This is a genomic window from Geobacillus thermoleovorans (genome assembly GCF_001610955.1).
GTDB classification, from domain to species: domain Bacteria; phylum Bacillota; class Bacilli; order Bacillales; family Anoxybacillaceae; genus Geobacillus; species Geobacillus thermoleovorans.
The window spans coordinates 518,084-534,775 of the sequence record NZ_CP014335.1; the positions used below are offsets into that span (position 1 = coordinate 518,084).

Consider the following 16,692-nt stretch of genomic DNA (forward strand, 5'->3'; position numbering starts at 1 on the left):
GGATGCTGGCAATGCCCGAAATTAATCGTATCAGAAAACTGCGTGAAAAGAAAGGGTTATCGATTGCGGAAATTTCCCGTGAAACGGGATATAACTGGAGAACGGTCAAGAAATACGCAGATGGAGACATTTCTGTCCAACCAACCATCAAACGCAAAAAGGGGATGATGGAGGAAGAAGGGTACGGGCAAATCATTGATGACTGGTTGGAGGAGGATGCCAAACTGCCGAGAAAACAACGGCGAACGAACAAGACGATGTTTGAAGCGCTTTGTCGTGACCATGGATTTCAAGGCTCGTATCGCACCGTTTGCGCGTACGTGCAAAAACGAAGACCGCAGCTCAAGCTCGAGAAAGAACAGCGCTATGAACGACTGGAGCACCCGCCAGGCGAGGCGCAGGTGGATTTCGGGAAGATGACGGTTGTGACGAAGGAGGGGAAGGAAGAAGAGCGATCGGTTTTGATCATGAGCTTTCCCTATAGCAACGCTGCGTTTGCTTATCCGCTGCCGGCGGAAAACAGTGAATGCTTCCTCCATGGGTTGACGCAGCTGTTTCGTCAGGCTGGGGGAGTGCCAAAGGCATTGCGCATTGACAATTTGTCCGCGGCCATTGTGTCGATTCGAAAAGGGGGAGAACGCCGATTCACCGAGGCTTTTGAGAAATTTCAACTCTACTATCGGTTTGATGTACAAGTGTGCAATCCATACAGTGGACATGAGAAAGGAAATGCGGAGCGAAAAGTCTATTACACTCGCAACCTTTGTTTCATCCCCGCTCCATTGATGGAGTCGGATCCGGAGCTGGTGGAGTGGCTGCATCGCAAGATGGTCGAGGACCGAAACCGTCCTCATTATGAAAAGGGGCGGTGGATCGAGGAACTATGGCAGGAAGAGCAACCGGAGCTGTTGGCGTTGCCGGAACAAGATCTTCCGATCTTCTCCCTCGATCACGCTTACGTGAATAAGTACGGAGAAGTGATGGTGGATGGGAAGGCGTTCGTCGTCCATGGCCTGTCCGTCCCCAACCGGGTGTTGGTGAAGAAAGAATGGAATCGTTTCGTTGTGTTCTCTTCCGATGGAGACGTCCATCTTGAAGCGCCCAGGCCGTATACGAACGTGAAACGCGAAATCCCTTGGAAAGAGATTTTCGCTGAGTGGGAGACCAAACCCCGGGTTGTCGGACATTCCCGCTACCGGACGTACTTGCCGGAGGCGATCCGAACGTATCTGGCTGGCCCCCCGCCCCAGGTGGTGGCCCGTTTGAAAGGACTGCGAGCGCTGTTGGATCGGCACACGCTTTACGAAATCGCCCAGTGGCTCGAGGAGAGTCAGCGATGGGACTTGGCTCCTCATGAAATCGGCGTGTTGATGGAAGCGAAGCACTCCTATTACCCGGACAAGTGGGAAGAATCATACACCCCTTCCGTTCTAATCGACTATGAAACGGATTTAACGGTGTATGATCAACGTCTTCATCCCGCTCGGGAAGGGGGTGTCCAGAGATGAGAGCAGAGGTGAAAGAGATTTGTAAAGCGCTGCATTTGGCCTATATCGCAGATCGATTCGAGGAGGTGAGATTCGAAACGAAAGAACAGTTTTTGCGGGATGTATTGGCGCTGGAACTGTCGTGCCGCCAAGAAGCGAAACAGGCTCGGCTGATCAAGAAAGCCAAGTTTCGGGAGTTGAAATGGCTGAAGGATTACGAATGGTCGGGTCATATCCATTGGCCAGCCACGACATCGAGGGAGGAACTGTGTGACCTTCGCTTTTTGGAGCGAAAGCAAAACGTTCTGCTTTTAGGTTCACCTGGAACGGGGAAAACCCATCTCGCCACAGCACTTGGCATTCAGGCGTGCCAACAAGGCCATGAGGTTCGGTTTTTCCGCGTCGCGGATCTTGTCGCCCAGCTGGAAGAGGCGTTGAAAAACGGCACGCTCGGACGGCTGAAACGAAGCCTCGACCCATGCGAACTGTTGATTTTGGATGAACTCGGCTATGTGCCGTTTCAAAAGCAAGGATCGGAACTGTTGTTTCATATTATCGCCGACTGTTACGAGCGAAAAAGCGTCATGGTGACATCGAATCTAGAATTTGGACAGTGGAATCGGGTGTTTGGGGACAACCGTTTGACGGCAGCGTTGGTGGATCGCTTGGTTCACCACGCCCACATCTTGGCCTTTACGGGAGAGAGCTATCGACTGCGGAACGCTCTCTCCGCGATCCAGCCGTCCTCTGCCTCCGGTCTGGAACCTTAAGTCTTGAGCTGGCAAGCCTATGTATTTTTTCTTGCACTTCTCTGCATTTTTTGCTTGCAAAAAACAATTAAACAAAAGCTCAAGGAAATTTTTCCGGAAAAAGCAGATGAAATTGAAAACACTGCTAAAGATATTTCTATAATACCTTGTAATGGTAAATTAACACAGATTGCATATTATGAGGTATTAAAGCATTTTGGAATCCAGGCATATTTAGTCCATGATTTAGATGGAGAAGGTGAAGATGAGGGAATTAATCGAAACATACTGGCTAGGATAGGTAAGGAGGAATATCGGCTAACACACCAGAAGAATTTTGAAGATCATATATTTGGTGAATCATGGAGCAACGATAAACCATGGAAAGCTATGGAAAAAATTCTAAATAATTTTGATGATTATAAAGAAAACCTTTTGAGATTTTATAAGTTTGTAATTGGGGAAGAAAGCTACAATGCTCTTGGGATTTACCAAAAAGAGTTATCAAAAAAGTGAGGCACAGAAATGTAGCCTCACTTTTTATACTTTATCGATGGACATTGCGATTGTGTCAACATTAATTAAACATGAAAAGACATCAGTTATGAGATTTTGGATATTAATTGAACTAATCATGTACACCACTTTAGCTCATCAAATTTTCCCGTTTATAATTTATTAACTGTATTCTAATTTTGTTAAATTCTCCATACCCTAAGTAAAAAAGATACTTCATTTAGAAAGGATGGGGAAAATGATTGGAATATATGTGCGTTCAGCTAATAAAGATGATGGACAAATGAAGAAACAATTAAATGAGTGTTACAAACTTATAAAAAACGAACCAGTTAAAGAATATGTCGATATTGGAGAGAAGGGTTTCCAAAATAATTTTCCAGTTGCATTTCAAGAATTGAATGTGGATATAGGTAAGGGTCTGATCAAGAAAGTAATTTGTCACAGTCCGGATCGAATTTCAAGGAATAAAACAGACATACAAATGTTTGTATTGCATTGTCAAAGAAATGGTGTTGATCTTCAGTTTGTTGATGGTACAAATGTAATGATGTTGCTGTAGATTGGAAATAAATAATGGGTATTCGGATTTTGCTGTGGAAAGCCATTCTATAATTTTATTTTAGAATAAAAAAGTGACACAAATATTGTAACGGGTTCAGTTAAGAGGTGGAAAATTCGATTTGGCAGTCGTTTTGACAATCGAATTGGAAGTATTTGTCAATAAATAAAACAAGAAAAAGGATGTCATTTGACATCCTTTCAGCTTGTCGACAAAGTCGACAAGCTGAGCTATCCTATAAGGATAGCTCTTTTATGTTATCTTTTAAACGTAATTCGTTTTTTTCGTTGCCGACTTTTTACCGATGATACGCATGATATCATTTTTTAAAAAAAGATAGAGAGCAGGCAGATCAAAAACAACCATGAGAATCATTTCAGCAGCTTCTCCCTTGAGTTCAAAGAGCTTTAAGATCCCTTCCCCAAAAAGCTCACCGCCAATAAAGATAATCACTACGCCAAGTGCTTTAAAAATGAGTTGAATATTCAATTTGACTGCTGTTTTAAAGATTGCATAAGCAAGGACAATCGCTAACAGAACGCCAAGAATGCTCCCTATAGCTAGGTTCGTCGCTTTTTGATTAATTTGCGTCAGACTAAAGATTACCAATTCCATTCCTTCACGGAAAACAGACAACAAAGCCAAGGTAAACAACCCAAAACCACTAGAGTTGTTTTCCACACTTTTTTTAATGGTCGAATGGGAATGGTGATTGCGATGAAGCCAAAGGATGAAATACGCAATTAATCCAGAAGAAACTAACATCATGATGCTCTCAAACAATTTTTCAGACCCTTCGGCTGCTTCTTTTGCCTCCGAAAAACCTAAAAAGCCTCCAATCAAACTTCCGATAACGCCAACGATAACCCCGAGATAAACATATTTGGTCAAATCTTTGCGCTTGATTTTAACCAGATGAGTGAGAATAATTCCAATAATGAGTGCTGCTTCCAATCCTTCACGAAAGGATAAAAACAAATTAGATAACAAAAAACATCACCTCGAATTCGATAATGATTATCAATATCATACTAATATATTTAAACATTAACTGTCAACAACTAAATAAATTACATAGAAAATTAGACTCTTTGATAAAAAAATTTTTCTTTATTTTGTTTCTGTCAAGTTTCTTAGCCTTATAAATAAGTGTTATTCAACTTCTATTTTTCTAACTCAAGGGAAAAACGTTTCTCTAGACTCTTTAGCTTTTTACTGCTATTTTTATAACGTAAGTTCGAACCTAAAATTTGCGTATTATCAAGATGCTAAAAAGAAGGGATATTATCAAGGAAAAGATACAGACCTTGATTGAGATAGGAGCGGATTTAGTAACTGAGACTGTAATCGACGGAAAACTGGGACAACTTGTTTTAGGAGTGGTTGCGGCTAAACTTTCATACAAACAAAAAGGATTCGAAGAAAATGTAACAATCGCTTTAAATGGGCTAAAGAAAAGGGATGAAAGGGTTGAAAAAGCACTAAACGACGATAACTATCAGTTTGTGCAAAATATTCTTTTTCCGATAATGTTTGATTATGTTATAGACGAAAGTGAGAAAGAAGAAATCTCAATTATAATTAACGTTTTTGATAATGCAATGCAACCTAAATATAACAATGATGAACAGCTTATCAGGATATATTTTGACATTTTGAAAGAACTGAGAATAAATGAGTTAATGTTTTTTATTGAAAATTATGATCCTGATAAATATAAGAGAGAGCTGAAGTAAAACCACCGTTTTTACTGCTAACTGAAGAAGATAAGATTAAATACGCGCAAATTAAAGGATACAAATCCTACGTCGAGCATGACGAATATTTTGATTGTTATCTATGTCCCAATGATCAGGTTCTATCTTACTCTACTACGAATCGGGAAGGGTACCGGGAATACAAATCGGACCCGTCGGTGTGCCGAAGCTGTCCGTATCTTCATCAGTGCACGCAAAGCAAGAACTACACGAAAGTAGTCACTCGCCACGTATGGCAGGACTACTATGAAGAAGCAAAGCATTTGCGGTATGTTCCAGAATACTGGGAACTCTATGCCATCCGAAAAGAGACGATGGAACGGGATTTTGCCGATATGAAAGTGAAGCATGGTCTGCATTGGACACATTATCGGGGATTGGAAAAAATGAGGCGCAGGCGATGCTTGTTGGTGCTGCCATGAATTTAAAAAAACTGGCGAATTACCTATGGAAGATGAAGCACCGTCCTTCCTTTTCATTCATATGGCTTCTCCTTCTCTCCACTTTTCTTGAAAATACACTCTATTTATGGAATAAAATAGGTTTCAAACGTTCGTCTGAAACCCATTTTGTCAACAGTCTGAAATCCCCCTTGAAGGGGGATTAGTTGATACTCAACATTGCAGCTATATACGCAAAGAGAACGGAAAGAAATCCGCAAAGCATGGAGACAAAGGTAGATGTTTTTTTGTGAAACATTGTCACCACTAATAAAAGTGCTAATACAGCAGCAAGAGCGAAAGTGATACTTACCACATTTAAACCGAGAGTGATTGACATATTTTGTTCAATTTTCCCATCGTAAAAAGCCTCAAACAACCAGGACGGTTTTTCAAATTTTATAATGGCTGCAATATTTTCAGGGGTGCTTTGTTGTCCCATCACTGCCATAGCCGTAAAAACAAGCAAAGCCATAACACTTTCGGCTCTCACCCACGGAATCGGATTAAAGTTTGGATTTAGGTTTAGCTTTCTTTTTACAAGTACACCATTAATCCATGCAAAAGTCAGTAGCGGAATAATAAACAAATGTTTAATAAGCAAAGCTTGTCCGTACGAAACGATCCACGAATTTACATAATCAGGCACTAACAAATTCATTAAGAAGAAACCTGCGCTGATGGATGTAACTACACATATAAAAGCGATCGGACTAAACCATTTCAAGAATTTCAGCCAATTATCACTGTTTTTGGAAAACCACCCGACAACAAACAATACCCCAATCCAGACGGTTACAGACAGGAAATGGATCGCGTGAGGGACAAAGCCTTTTAATCCGTAACTTGCCGTACAATGGCTTGCCCAGCCAAAAGCCAATATTAAAGCAAAAGTCAAAACGGCTCCCATATATTCAAGGATTGGATCATTCGTTATTTTCTTCAAAATGCGCACAAGTAATAAAATAAGACATAAAAACAAAGTAACTAGCCAAGCGTGTCCAATATTGAAATCCATTAATATGCCTTTAAAAATGGTCCCAAAACCCACATTATACTCTTTTGTAAAGATGAGTGTAACCTTTAATACTGGCGAAAAGGATAATAAAGCTATTCCAATAATACAAAGATTGATTAACCAATTAGGAACAGCAACCGTTGGACGTTTATCAGCTGGAACAAACGCTAGCAGTTGATTTCCAACCACAATACAAAAGCAAACATACAGCAAAAGTTCGGATATATAAATCATTTTCCTCTCCTCAATAGCAACGTAGTAAGAATAAGCAGAACAACCAACGAAGCTCCGATGAACAAGTACGTCATAAAATTGTTTTTATCATTGTTCGTAGAATCAGGTTTGTTCGGCTTTATTTCTTGTTTATTATCTTTTGATGTTGGGGTTTTCTCGGCTGTTTCCGTTGGTGTAAGTTTCTTTTCTTCGGGTTCGGGTGCATTTACGGTAAATGTGAAACTGCGTTCTATGATATGTCCATCTTCCCCGACAATTTTCCAATTAACCGTATATTCTCCATTCGGTAATGGTTTCTTAAAAGTTCCCTTTAATACTTTGTCTTCAACCGCTATATGATCGACCTTTACCTTTTGTCCTTTCTTGTCTAAAAGGGTAAAGGTACTGAGATTTTCAATTGGTGTATTAAATTCCAGAACAATTTCTGTTAAAGGCTTTGTTACTGTTTCTTTATCGCTTGGCGTTGAACTTTTGAGCTCCGTGTGGGCTAATGCTGTTGTTGGCAACAACACCAACAAACAAGCAAATAAAATGATTCTTTTTAACATTTCGTTCCAACCTTTCTTTATTTATCAATTCTTTACTTATCGAGTCATATTATAACTGATCATATTATAGTTGACTAATATAATATGTTGATTTAGCTTTATAAATTGACAATATTTTGAACAATTTATTATTACGCTGAATATGTCCACCCCTTATGATATATTAGTCATGTCTAATGTTATAAGAGGTGACAAGGATGAAATATAAGGGAATGATTGTTTTACTTCTGCTCACTTTGATCATTTCGGCTTGCAGTTCCAATAAAGAACAATCACATCAAGAGCATTCTTCCAATGGGGATTTGCAAGAAAAAACTGCTTCTGCTGATGTTTTACCGACCTTTTTGAAAGGTCAAAGTGAAGAGGTCCGCTTGGTATATCAAGCTGCTGGCAAATCAACAGAGTTGTTACAATGGATTCCTTGTTATTGCGGTTGTGCTGAGAGTGCGGGACATAAGAGCAATATGAATTGCTTTGTCAAAAAAATCAATAAAGATGGTTCTGTTGTCTGGGATGACCACGGTACTCGTTGCGGCGTTTGCTTACAGATTGCAGCGGAATCCATTAAAATGAAACAAGAAGGCAAATCTATAAAGGAAATTCGCCATTACATTGATGAAAAGTACAAAGAAGGTTACGCAAAACCAACGAAAACCCCAATGCCTTTATAATATAATAAACAAACCTCACTTTTCCGAAAACGAAGGCTTTACAATCCTCCCACGTTGGAGGATTTTTTGTTTTCTTAAGGCATATTTTATGGGTTTGGTAGATATACAAAGTAAAGACAACTTAGTACAAGGAGGGATGATGGATGAACTCAATTTGGCTTTTAGGGTTTTCTGCTTCTGCTATCGGAATGTTATCTGGCGGAGCGATTGCTTGGTTGTTTCAAGGCTGGCAAAGAGGAATGCCGACCATTTTTTCAATATGTAGTGGAATGATATTGGGACTGGTCACAATGGAAATTTTGCCTGAAAGCATAGAAATTGGAGGTTGGTTTATTGCGATTGTCGGATTGATTTTCGGTTATTTTATTTACAAGCATCTAGAAAAGGCTTCTCATCATGTGATCATTATTACAAATGACGCTAAAAAAGACGTATTCGTACATTCTGGTCTATTTTTAACGTTCAGTATTTCCCTGCACAATTTTCCAACAGGCATCGCACTTGGAGCAAATACTCACGATTCATTGACTAAATCAATGATGACTGCGATCATGCTTCACAATATTCCAGAAGGTATTGCTGTTTTTACTCCCTTGCTGATGGCTGGGTTTGGAATTCTCAGCATCATACTTGGGGCAACCATAGCCTCCGCCCCCGTAGGAGTTGGAGCCTTCATAGGAAGCAATTATGGAATGGGGGTCCCTTGGCTAGTAGCAATGATTATCGCGTTGGCGATGGGGGTCATGCTTTCCGTGACGGGAAAAGAGATTTTCGGAACAGCTTTACGCACATCTACAAAAATATACTGCGTTATCATAGCTATAATCGGTTTTGTATTGGTTTCATTTTACTTATTTTTTCTGTAGGCTCTGTTAAAAGCATGGTTGTTTTCCATGGAAAGACGAATGAACTCCCATCATCTGTGGTGAAGCTCGCTCTAAGGATGACTAACTGGCAATAATGTTCCATTATAGGTATAGTTTTTTTGGGGTAAAGATTTTCGATAGAACCTTTCCCCCATTTATTTGATTAGTGCTGATATTCTCCTTGATTAGATAGATAAAACATTCGCTTTTTAAACATAAAGAACAAAAAGATGGCACGAACAAATAAATCTATAGCTATCGATAACCAAACACCAACTATACCCATTCCTAATTGAATTCCCAATATATAAACACCTACAACACGAATGATCCACATTCCTATAGCTGTACTGTACATTGGACTTTTGGTATCTCCTGCCCCCTGTAAAGCACCTGCTAAAACTAAGCCAACAGCCAACGCTGGTTGAGCAAATGCATCAATTCTTAATGCCGTAGTCACCATATCGATTGCGTTTTTATCTGTGGTAAACCAAGCTGCGAACCAAGGTGAAAAGAAAAACAATATAATTCCGACGAAGGACATAAACCCTACGGCAATTCCTGTGGTTAGCATTCCGTATTTATAAGCTTCTTTTTCAAGTTTAGCCCCAATGCTTTGCCCTACCAATGTCGTAGCAGCTACAGCTAAGCCATAACCCGGCATATAAGAAAAGGTTTCAATATTTCCTGCAATCGTATGAGCGGCATAGGTTTCGGTACCGATTCGGACAATCAATCCAAAATAGAGTACCTGACCCAAACGCATAATAAGCCTTTCTGCTGCTGCCGGTCCAGATAATTTGACAATTGGAGAAATAAATGATTTGTTTGACGTACCGCCAAAAATAGAGAAAGAAACTTTGGACTTTTTAATGTAATAATAAAGAGCGATTGTACCTAGAATACGAACAATTACCGTTGCCCAAGCTGCACCGGCAACCCCAAACCCATTAAACCCTAGTCCGAATATGAGGATGTAATCTAACGCAATATGAATAAAATTAATCCACCAACTAACTTTCATTGGTGTCTTCGTATCCCCAGCAGCTCTTAAAATACTTCCAAAAATAAACATAAGGGAAATGAAAATGGATGGTCCCGCAACAATACGAAAATAAACGGTTCCATCAGCCAAAACCGTGGGTTCCGCCCCCATTATTCGAAGTAGTGGTTCGGCAAACAATAAAGTAATAATACCGAATAATAAGCCTGCTATAGAAGAAATCAAAGTTGATTGTTTTGCTACAGTCTTTGCCTTTTCAAAATCCCCGGCTCCTATATAACGAGCAACAAGCGAGGACGTACCTACTCCGATTGCCATAAAAACCGCGATATATACGGCTAAGACAGCATTAGCCACACCAACTGCGGTGACTTCATTTAATCCGAGTTTAGAAACAAAAAGAGTATCGACAAAACCAACCACAGTTTGGAGAATATTTTCGATCATGGCTGGAACAGCCAAGGAAATGATCATGGAAATCTTTTGTTTGGTTGTTTGCTCCTGAATAATGCGTTCTGAAAGCATACCAATCACTTCCTAACGTATGAAATTATCTAAAGCTTTTTTTAAATCGTTTAATACTTGATCTTCATTGCCTTGGTGTACGGCATCAACAAGACAACTTTCCATATGGTCTGCAAAGATCACTTTTGCCGTGCTATCCAAAGCTTTTCTAACTGCTGCAATTTGCAAAAGAATATCTGGACAATCACGCCCTTCAGCAGCCATTTCCTTAATAGCTCTAACGTGTCCTTCGATTCTTGCTAATCGGTTAATAACTTGTTTTCGGTATTTATGTTCATGATTGTGTCGATGACTATGTTCACGATTTTTTTCACTCATACTAATCCCTCCTTAAATAATAATATCCCCCCATGGGGGATATGTCATTATAAAAAATCCCACCTAAAAAAGATGAATCTTTACATCATGAAGTCACCTATTGCACTAACGGGAATCGATAGTTCAAGATGGAAAAGAAAAAAGACCGACATAAAATAACGGGTTCAGTTAAGAGGTGGAAAGATTAAAATGACAAGCAAATTGGCGTTCAAACTTAAAACAGTTTTGGAACGTCTTTTTTCTTGTCATATCACAAGACATCGCTAAAAATATGAAAGCGGATGTGACACAACTAAAATGTGGGGATGATATGGTATACAGAACGTAACAAGGAGGATGCTAAAAATGAAACCCAAAACGAACAATAAAAAGCGGTCATTTTGAATCGATCGATAAACTGCATTCATACGGAGGTTTCTAATGAACAGGGATAAAGACAAGAAAGAAACAGAAAAAAAAGAGGAACAAATACAACAAACAAGTAATGAGGATAACGTCATACGGGAACTTGAAGAAGAATTTACAAAAGATGTGCTGATATTTTAAAGGACAGCTCACTGCTGTCCTTTTTATACCCTTAAATCGGCATGTTGCAAGTCCGATTTTTCCACTTGAATGGTTGTATGCAAGATGTGAAATTCTTCTTCAATCCGTTGGATAGACTGTTTCAAAATGTCCTGACTATCCTTGGTATCATCGACGAGCAAATGGCAACTGAGCGAATCCAACCCAGAGGTGATTGTCCAGACGTGTAAATCGTGAACATCTTTTACCCCCTCAATGGACTGAAGCGTTTGCTTTACTTTCTCCATATCAATGGTAATCGGCGTTCCTTCCATCAGGATGTGGAAGGAGCTGCTTACTACACCCCAAGCGCTTTTCAGGATTAATAGCGACACGACAACACTGATGATGGGGTCAGCCACATACCAGCCGAAGAAGTACATTACAATCCCTGCCACGATTGCCCCAACTGCACCTAATGCATCAGAGATAATATGCAAATAGGCACTTCGCACATTTACATTTTCTTTGGTATCACTCTTTTTTGTTAAAATAAATGCGCTAGTCATGTTTGCCAACAATCCAATGGTAGCAATGAGCATCATTGTACCGCTTGAGACTGTTGGAGGTTCAAAAAAACGTTTATAAGCTTCGTAAGAAATAAATCCCGCAATGACGAATAAGAGAAGTCCATTCAACAGAGCCGCTAGTATTTCAAATCGGTAAAAACCGTATGTTTTTCGTGGAGAAGGTGGTCTTGCGGCGAACCACATAGCGACTAAGCTCAAAGCTAGAGAGCCAATATCGCTTAACATATGCCCTGCGTCTGATAATAATGCTAGGCTATTCGTCAATAGTCCACCAAAGAACTCCAAAACCGTTATCCCCGAAGTAATAAGAAGAGCGATCATTAATCCCTTTTTGTTATCCGGTACATGGGAATGATTATGATGGTTTCCCATATCATCAGCCTCCTTCCATTCATTATGAGCTAAATCACCCATTTTCATTAAAAAACATTTCCTAAACTTGACAAAAAAATGAATGTAAAATATGATTCATACATATGAACATATGCTCATATATAATAAATAAAGTAAGGGAAATCATCATGAAGACAGAAGAACATTCTTTCTTAAAATCTGAAACCATTGAAAATGTATCGCAAATATTTAAGGTATTATCTGATCCAACAAGAATCAAAATTCTTTATTTGTTATCGCAAGAAGAGTGCAATGTAACTCACATTGCAGAAGTGTTGGAAATGTCTCAATCAGCGGTTTCCCATCAGCTTAGTATGTTACGAAATCTGAGACTGGTTAAATATCGCCGTGAAGGAAAAACACTGTTTTACTCCTGCGATGACGAACACGTTATTTCATTATTAAAACAAGCCATTGACCATGCTGAACATCATTAAGGAGGCAATTTTATCGTGCATCATCACCACCATCATTCTCACGACCACCATGGTCATCACCATCACCACGGACACCATCACCACGACCACGGCAGAGAAGGTAATAAAAAAGGGCTTACGATTGCCCTTCTCATTACCGCTGGAATTATGTTATTAGAGTTTTTTGGAGGTTTAATCACAAACAGCCTAGCCCTTCTTTCTGACTCTGGTCATATGCTTAGTGATGCCAGTTCACTTGTTCTTAGCTTAGTTGCAATTTGGTTTGCCACCAAACCAGCTTCCCCAAATAAAACGTATGGCTTTTATCGTTTTGAAATTTTAGCCGCTTTATTTAATGGAGTTATCTTGTTTGTTATCGCTGGGTTTATCGTATGGGAGGCTATTCAGCGTTTTTACAACCCACCAACCGTAGCTAGCGGCTCTATGATGCTGATTGCGTCCATTGGTCTTTTTGCCAATCTTTTAAGTGCCTGGGCGTTAATGAGAAAAGGGGATGTGAAAAATAATGTCAATCTTCGTAGTGCCTATCTTCATGTGATCGGTGATGCTTTGGGTTCCGTAGGCGCTATCATCGCTGGGCTTGTCATGTGGCTCTTTGGCTGGTATGTTGCAGACCCTATTATTTCCGTTTTGGTTGCTTTATTAATTTTGAAAGGTGCCCGGGGAGTGATTAAACATACGGTTCATATTTTGATGGAAGGGACGCCCATTACCATTGACCAAAATGAAGTGAAAAAAGCCTTAGAAAGTATTGAAGGAGTGATTAACGTTCACGACCTTCATATTTGGACCATTACTTCAGGATTGGATTCATTAAGCTGCCATATGCTCATTGAAGATCATCAAGACAGCCAAAAGGTTTTACAAGATGCCATTAACATGATTGAAGAAAAATTTAAGATTCTGCATACAACCATTCAAATTGAAACCTCTCAAATCCATCATGGGGAAATGAAAGTCTAATCCCTTTCGGAGCTGATTGAAATGCAACAAAACGTTGATGTTCTTGTTATCGGTGTGGGTCAAGCAGGATTAGCGATGGGATATTTATCTAAAACAAAATAATATATTGGGATATATGTACGTTCAGCTAATAAAGATGATGGACAAATTAGGAAACAGTTAAACGAGTGTTACAAACTTATAAAAAACGAACCAGTTAAAGAATATGTCGATATTGGAGCGACTGGTTTACAAAATAATTTTCCAGTGGCACTTCAAGAATTGAATGTGGATATAGGTAAGGGGCTGATCAAGAAAGTAGTTTGTCACAGTCCAGATTGAATTTCAAGGAACAAAACAGACATACAAATGTTTGTCTTGCATTGTCAAAGAAATGATGTTGATCTTCAGTTTATTGATGGTACAAATATAATGATGTTGCTGTAGATTGGTATTAAGATTAAATAGGAAATGGAACGTCTGGCTTCTCAAGCTGGACGTTTTTATTTTCCTAAGATTACCTAGGTAATGTCATAGGTATAACATTACTCACATATTTTTCTTTGTAAATAATTTTGATTGGGGGAGAAGGGGATGGAAGTATATAATGTTCATCAAGCATTAAAAATCCTGAAAGAATATTACATCACTGATTCAATTCAAATGGTTACCCGGTGGATCAGAGAAGGAAAAATTAGAGCGGAACGTTCGGCAAACCGAAAGGAGGGTTGGCGAATTCATCACGATGATTTATTCGAGTTTATTGAAGAACACAGACCAGCGTTACCTGAGATAATGGGAGTTTATGAATGGTATGTAGAAAACTCTTTTTCAATGTTGGCGAGTGACCATCGTGAAAAACACAATAAATTGGATTCCGAAGAAGTTAAAGGTGATAGCACTCACTCGGAAGAATTAATGAAGCAGCTCATGGAGGAGAAGAATCAATTAGAAAATCAACTCATTAATATGCAGGATGAATTGAACTTGGTTTACGAGCAAATCACTGAATTAACGGTTAAAATTCAAAAACTGGAAGAAGAAAATGCTTTTTTAATCGATTTATATGAACAAATGGAGGAGATGTATCAAGAATTAAAAAAGGAGAATAAACAAGAAAGCAGCAATGAAATTTCAGAAACAATGGATCAACAAAAAAATACAAGTAAAACTTCAAAAATGATGGAACGAAAATTAAATAAAGCTATGTCCTTTGGAGATTTTAAAGATCTTTTTAAAAAGACAATCAAGGAACATGGGAGTGAAATAAAAGATCTCGTGCAGCAAGAAAATGAACTAATCAACGAAATATATACGTTGTTTTTCAATGAAGATGGAGAGTTAAAAAATGAGGTTATTGATGATGAAGAATATATTTGTCCATTGACTAAGAAGAAGTATAAAAAAAATTTAAGATCCATGCTCAAAAACGCGATCCGAACCAAATTAGAACAAATCCTGAATCCAGTTGATGGAGCAGACAGCTCGATTAGTTAGTCTTTTTCTTATCAAATGGATCTGTTAAATTACAATGTTGAATTTTAAAGAGAACAAAAAGACCGACATTCTCAGTCGGTTTTCTTGAACGAATGCACACGTTAGCCAACCATGCCGCATCTATGCGGCACCAACAAATGATGAAAATACTAAATTTCGGGATGGTTTAATCAAAATAGACGGGTTCTTGAGGATTATGCATTTGTTAAAATAACAAAGGCGATGCCCCTTATTTAAGCATCGCTCTCGTTAATTGAATAACAAACATACAAAAATAGTTCTCCAACTTCGCAAGAACAATTCTAATATATATTTTTGCAACCACGTTCTTCTTTTTATTACCTCACAGTAGTTTTATTCAGCTGCCATAGCATCGGCTTTTGTTACATGTACAGTACCATGTGGATGTTGTGGAGGTGCATATATCGAGTAAAGTTTTAGCGGGATATTACCTATATTGATTACATTATGCCATGTTCCAGCAGGTATCATAATGGCAGAGTCATCATAGACTTTTCTTTCAAAGTTTAAATTATCTTTACTCTTGCCCATTTGAACAATCCCTTGACCTTGTTCAATACGTAAGAATTGATCAACGTTAGGGTGAATTTCCAAACCGATATCTTCGTCCACATTGATACTCATCAATGTAACTTGCAAATGATTTCCTGTCCATAAAGCGGTACGATACGTATTGTTTTGCTTCGCAGCCTCGTTGATATTAACTACAAACGGTTCTGGTCCATAATCTTTTAACTCAATTTTATCTCTTCCCTTTGATGATTGTAAAAAACCCAATTGTTTAGCATGCCCTATCTCATTAGGAATAGTCCAGTAAACAGGCTGTCTTCCATAGTTATACATTGGTACGTTAACATAATAAGGATATGGATATGGATACATAAAAGGAACATAGTACATTTTTCTCACCCCTTCGCAGATTTATAAAATTATCCTATGCACTATGTTTAATTTTTTTTGCTCTGTTATCGTTTATTGTTGATTTTTGGACTAAAAAACCGCCCATGATAAGAGCGGTTAATTGAACTAATAGGTCCTATATAAAAAAGGTCAACCAGTAAAAACTGGTTAACCTTATAATACGATCGCACCCGTTACTTCAATAAGGAATTAATCTGGATAGTAAAATCAACCGATTCTTTTTTGATTTATTTGAAATCAACGATTTGTAACCGCCTGATAACTTTGAACACTTTTTGCTAAATAGGAGTGAACACTTTACTGGAAGTTAGTTCAGGCATTTTGTCACTTTACTTGGAGCCTCTGCGGGCAAGATTATGAGCCACGAAGCCAGATGTATCAAGGAATCTGGCTCAGCCGATGTAGGCTATCATGCCCGCCTCTCCAAATAAAGTGCACGTCTCTACTGGAAAAAAGTGTTCAGTATTATTCAGCATTTTTGGGGAAGAAAGTGTTCATTTCTACTTGGCGGTTACACGATTAGCCAATAGCTAAAGTACAAACCGTTTTTTAGAATCGGAATATACTGAATATGATATGAGAGAGTAAGGGGGTGAAACCATGAATCCTTGGTTCAACTCTTCTTGTATTAGTGAACAGGAAGTTAGTTTAAAAAGTTCCATGCGTTTAGTTTGGGAACAACACGTATACTGG

18 protein-coding genes and 1 pseudogene are annotated in these 16,692 nt (G+C 38.8%); 12 read left to right on the forward strand and 7 right to left on the reverse strand.

Features of this window, described 5'->3' with window-relative positions; genetic code table 11:
- The first annotated feature begins 2 nt into the window (after window positions 1-2).
- The 4 genes from istA (at window position 3) to GT3570_RS02730 (ending at window position 3,314) form a co-directional block, all read left to right on the forward strand.
- Window positions 3-1,508 (forward strand): IS21 family transposase, encoded by a 1,506-nt coding sequence (gene istA, locus GT3570_RS02715; RefSeq protein ID WP_011230285.1) that lies wholly within the window; start codon window positions 3-5, stop codon window positions 1,506-1,508.
- A complete protein-coding gene (gene istB, locus GT3570_RS02720) occupies window positions 1,505-2,257 on the forward strand; it encodes an IS21-like element helper ATPase IstB (protein WP_011230286.1) in 753 nt (250 codons plus the stop codon). Before istA ends, istB begins: the two co-directional genes overlap by 4 nt.
- A gap of 3 nt (window positions 2,258-2,260) precedes the next feature.
- A complete protein-coding gene (locus GT3570_RS02725) occupies window positions 2,261-2,752 on the forward strand; it encodes a TOPRIM nucleotidyl transferase/hydrolase domain-containing protein (RefSeq protein ID WP_062898394.1) in 492 nt (163 codons plus the stop codon).
- A 238-nt stretch (window positions 2,753-2,990) separates the two neighbouring features.
- A complete protein-coding gene (locus GT3570_RS02730; RefSeq protein ID WP_062898395.1) occupies window positions 2,991-3,314 on the forward strand; it encodes a recombinase family protein in 324 nt (107 codons plus the stop codon).
- A 264-nt stretch (window positions 3,315-3,578) separates the two neighbouring features.
- On the opposite strand, the gene GT3570_RS02735 is transcribed toward GT3570_RS02730, so the two are convergent.
- A complete protein-coding gene (locus GT3570_RS02735) occupies window positions 3,579-4,304 on the reverse strand; it encodes an FTR1 family iron permease (protein ID WP_062898396.1) in 726 nt (241 codons plus the stop codon).
- A gap of 317 nt (window positions 4,305-4,621) precedes the next feature.
- Between GT3570_RS02735 and GT3570_RS02740 the strand changes: the two genes are divergently transcribed.
- Complete coding sequence (locus GT3570_RS02740) at window positions 4,622-5,050, forward strand: hypothetical protein (RefSeq protein WP_062898397.1); 429 nt, start codon at window positions 4,622-4,624, stop codon at window positions 5,048-5,050.
- A gap of 80 nt (window positions 5,051-5,130) precedes the next feature.
- Window positions 5,131-5,528, forward strand: a pseudogene (locus tag GT3570_RS17695) (transposase); the annotation flags it as partial.
- A gap of 146 nt (window positions 5,529-5,674) precedes the next feature.
- On the opposite strand, the gene GT3570_RS02750 reads toward GT3570_RS17695, so the two are convergent.
- Window positions 5,675-6,763 (reverse strand): copper resistance D family protein, encoded by a 1,089-nt coding sequence (locus GT3570_RS02750; protein ID WP_062898399.1) that lies wholly within the window; start codon window positions 6,761-6,763, stop codon window positions 5,675-5,677.
- On the reverse strand, window positions 6,760-7,311 hold the full coding sequence (locus GT3570_RS02755; protein WP_062898400.1) for a copper resistance CopC family protein: 552 nt from the start codon (window positions 7,309-7,311) through the stop codon (window positions 6,760-6,762). Before GT3570_RS02755 ends, GT3570_RS02750 begins: the two co-directional genes overlap by 4 nt.
- A 197-nt stretch (window positions 7,312-7,508) precedes the next feature.
- On the opposite strand from GT3570_RS02755, the gene GT3570_RS02760 reads away from it, so the two are divergent.
- Together GT3570_RS02760 and GT3570_RS02765 are read left to right on the forward strand one after the other, a co-directional pair.
- Window positions 7,509-7,982 carry a PCYCGC domain-containing protein gene (locus GT3570_RS02760; protein ID WP_062898401.1) on the forward strand — a complete coding sequence of 158 codons (474 nt, stop codon included), beginning with the start codon at window positions 7,509-7,511 and terminating at the stop codon, window positions 7,980-7,982.
- Window positions 7,983-8,125: 143 nt separating this feature from the next.
- Complete coding sequence (locus GT3570_RS02765; RefSeq protein WP_062898402.1) at window positions 8,126-8,848, forward strand: ZIP family metal transporter; 723 nt, start codon at window positions 8,126-8,128, stop codon at window positions 8,846-8,848.
- 163 nt (window positions 8,849-9,011) lie between these two features.
- On the opposite strand, the gene GT3570_RS02770 is transcribed toward GT3570_RS02765, so the two are convergent.
- Both GT3570_RS02770 and GT3570_RS02775 read right to left on the reverse strand, forming a co-directional pair.
- On the reverse strand, window positions 9,012-10,376 hold the full coding sequence (locus GT3570_RS02770; protein ID WP_062898403.1) for an MATE family efflux transporter: 1,365 nt from the start codon (window positions 10,374-10,376) through the stop codon (window positions 9,012-9,014).
- A 12-nt stretch (window positions 10,377-10,388) separates the two neighbouring features.
- Window positions 10,389-10,694, reverse strand: coding sequence for a metal-sensing transcriptional repressor (locus GT3570_RS02775; RefSeq protein WP_020754474.1), 306 nt, complete (start codon window positions 10,692-10,694; stop codon window positions 10,389-10,391).
- A gap of 420 nt (window positions 10,695-11,114) precedes the next feature.
- On the opposite strand from GT3570_RS02775, the gene GT3570_RS18965 reads away from it, so the two are divergent.
- A complete protein-coding gene (locus GT3570_RS18965; protein WP_020279753.1) occupies window positions 11,115-11,240 on the forward strand; it encodes a hypothetical protein in 126 nt (41 codons plus the stop codon).
- A 23-nt stretch (window positions 11,241-11,263) separates the two neighbouring features.
- Here the strand turns inward: GT3570_RS18965 and GT3570_RS02780 are convergent, their stop codons facing one another.
- On the reverse strand, window positions 11,264-12,160 hold the full coding sequence (locus GT3570_RS02780; RefSeq protein WP_062898404.1) for a cation diffusion facilitator family transporter: 897 nt from the start codon (window positions 12,158-12,160) through the stop codon (window positions 11,264-11,266).
- A 149-nt stretch (window positions 12,161-12,309) separates the two neighbouring features.
- Here GT3570_RS02780 and GT3570_RS02785 point away from each other — a divergent pair, with 149 nt between their 5' ends.
- From GT3570_RS02785 to GT3570_RS02795, 3 genes are all read left to right on the forward strand, one after another.
- Entirely contained in the window at window positions 12,310-12,618 is a 309-nt protein-coding gene (locus GT3570_RS02785) for an ArsR/SmtB family transcription factor (RefSeq protein WP_062898405.1), read from the forward strand.
- Between the two features lie 12 nt (window positions 12,619-12,630).
- Window positions 12,631-13,581, forward strand: coding sequence for a cation diffusion facilitator family transporter (locus GT3570_RS02790; RefSeq protein WP_208854680.1), 951 nt, complete (start codon window positions 12,631-12,633; stop codon window positions 13,579-13,581).
- Window positions 13,582-14,154: 573 nt separating this feature from the next.
- Window positions 14,155-15,057 carry a helix-turn-helix domain-containing protein gene (locus GT3570_RS02795; RefSeq protein WP_062898407.1) on the forward strand — a complete coding sequence of 301 codons (903 nt, stop codon included), beginning with the start codon at window positions 14,155-14,157 and terminating at the stop codon, window positions 15,055-15,057.
- Between the two features lie 354 nt (window positions 15,058-15,411).
- On the opposite strand, the gene GT3570_RS02800 is transcribed toward GT3570_RS02795, so the two are convergent.
- Window positions 15,412-15,978, reverse strand: a complete 567-nt coding sequence (locus GT3570_RS02800) for a cupin domain-containing protein (RefSeq protein WP_062898408.1) — start codon at window positions 15,976-15,978, stop codon at window positions 15,412-15,414.
- Window positions 15,979-16,692: the final 714 nt, after the last annotated feature.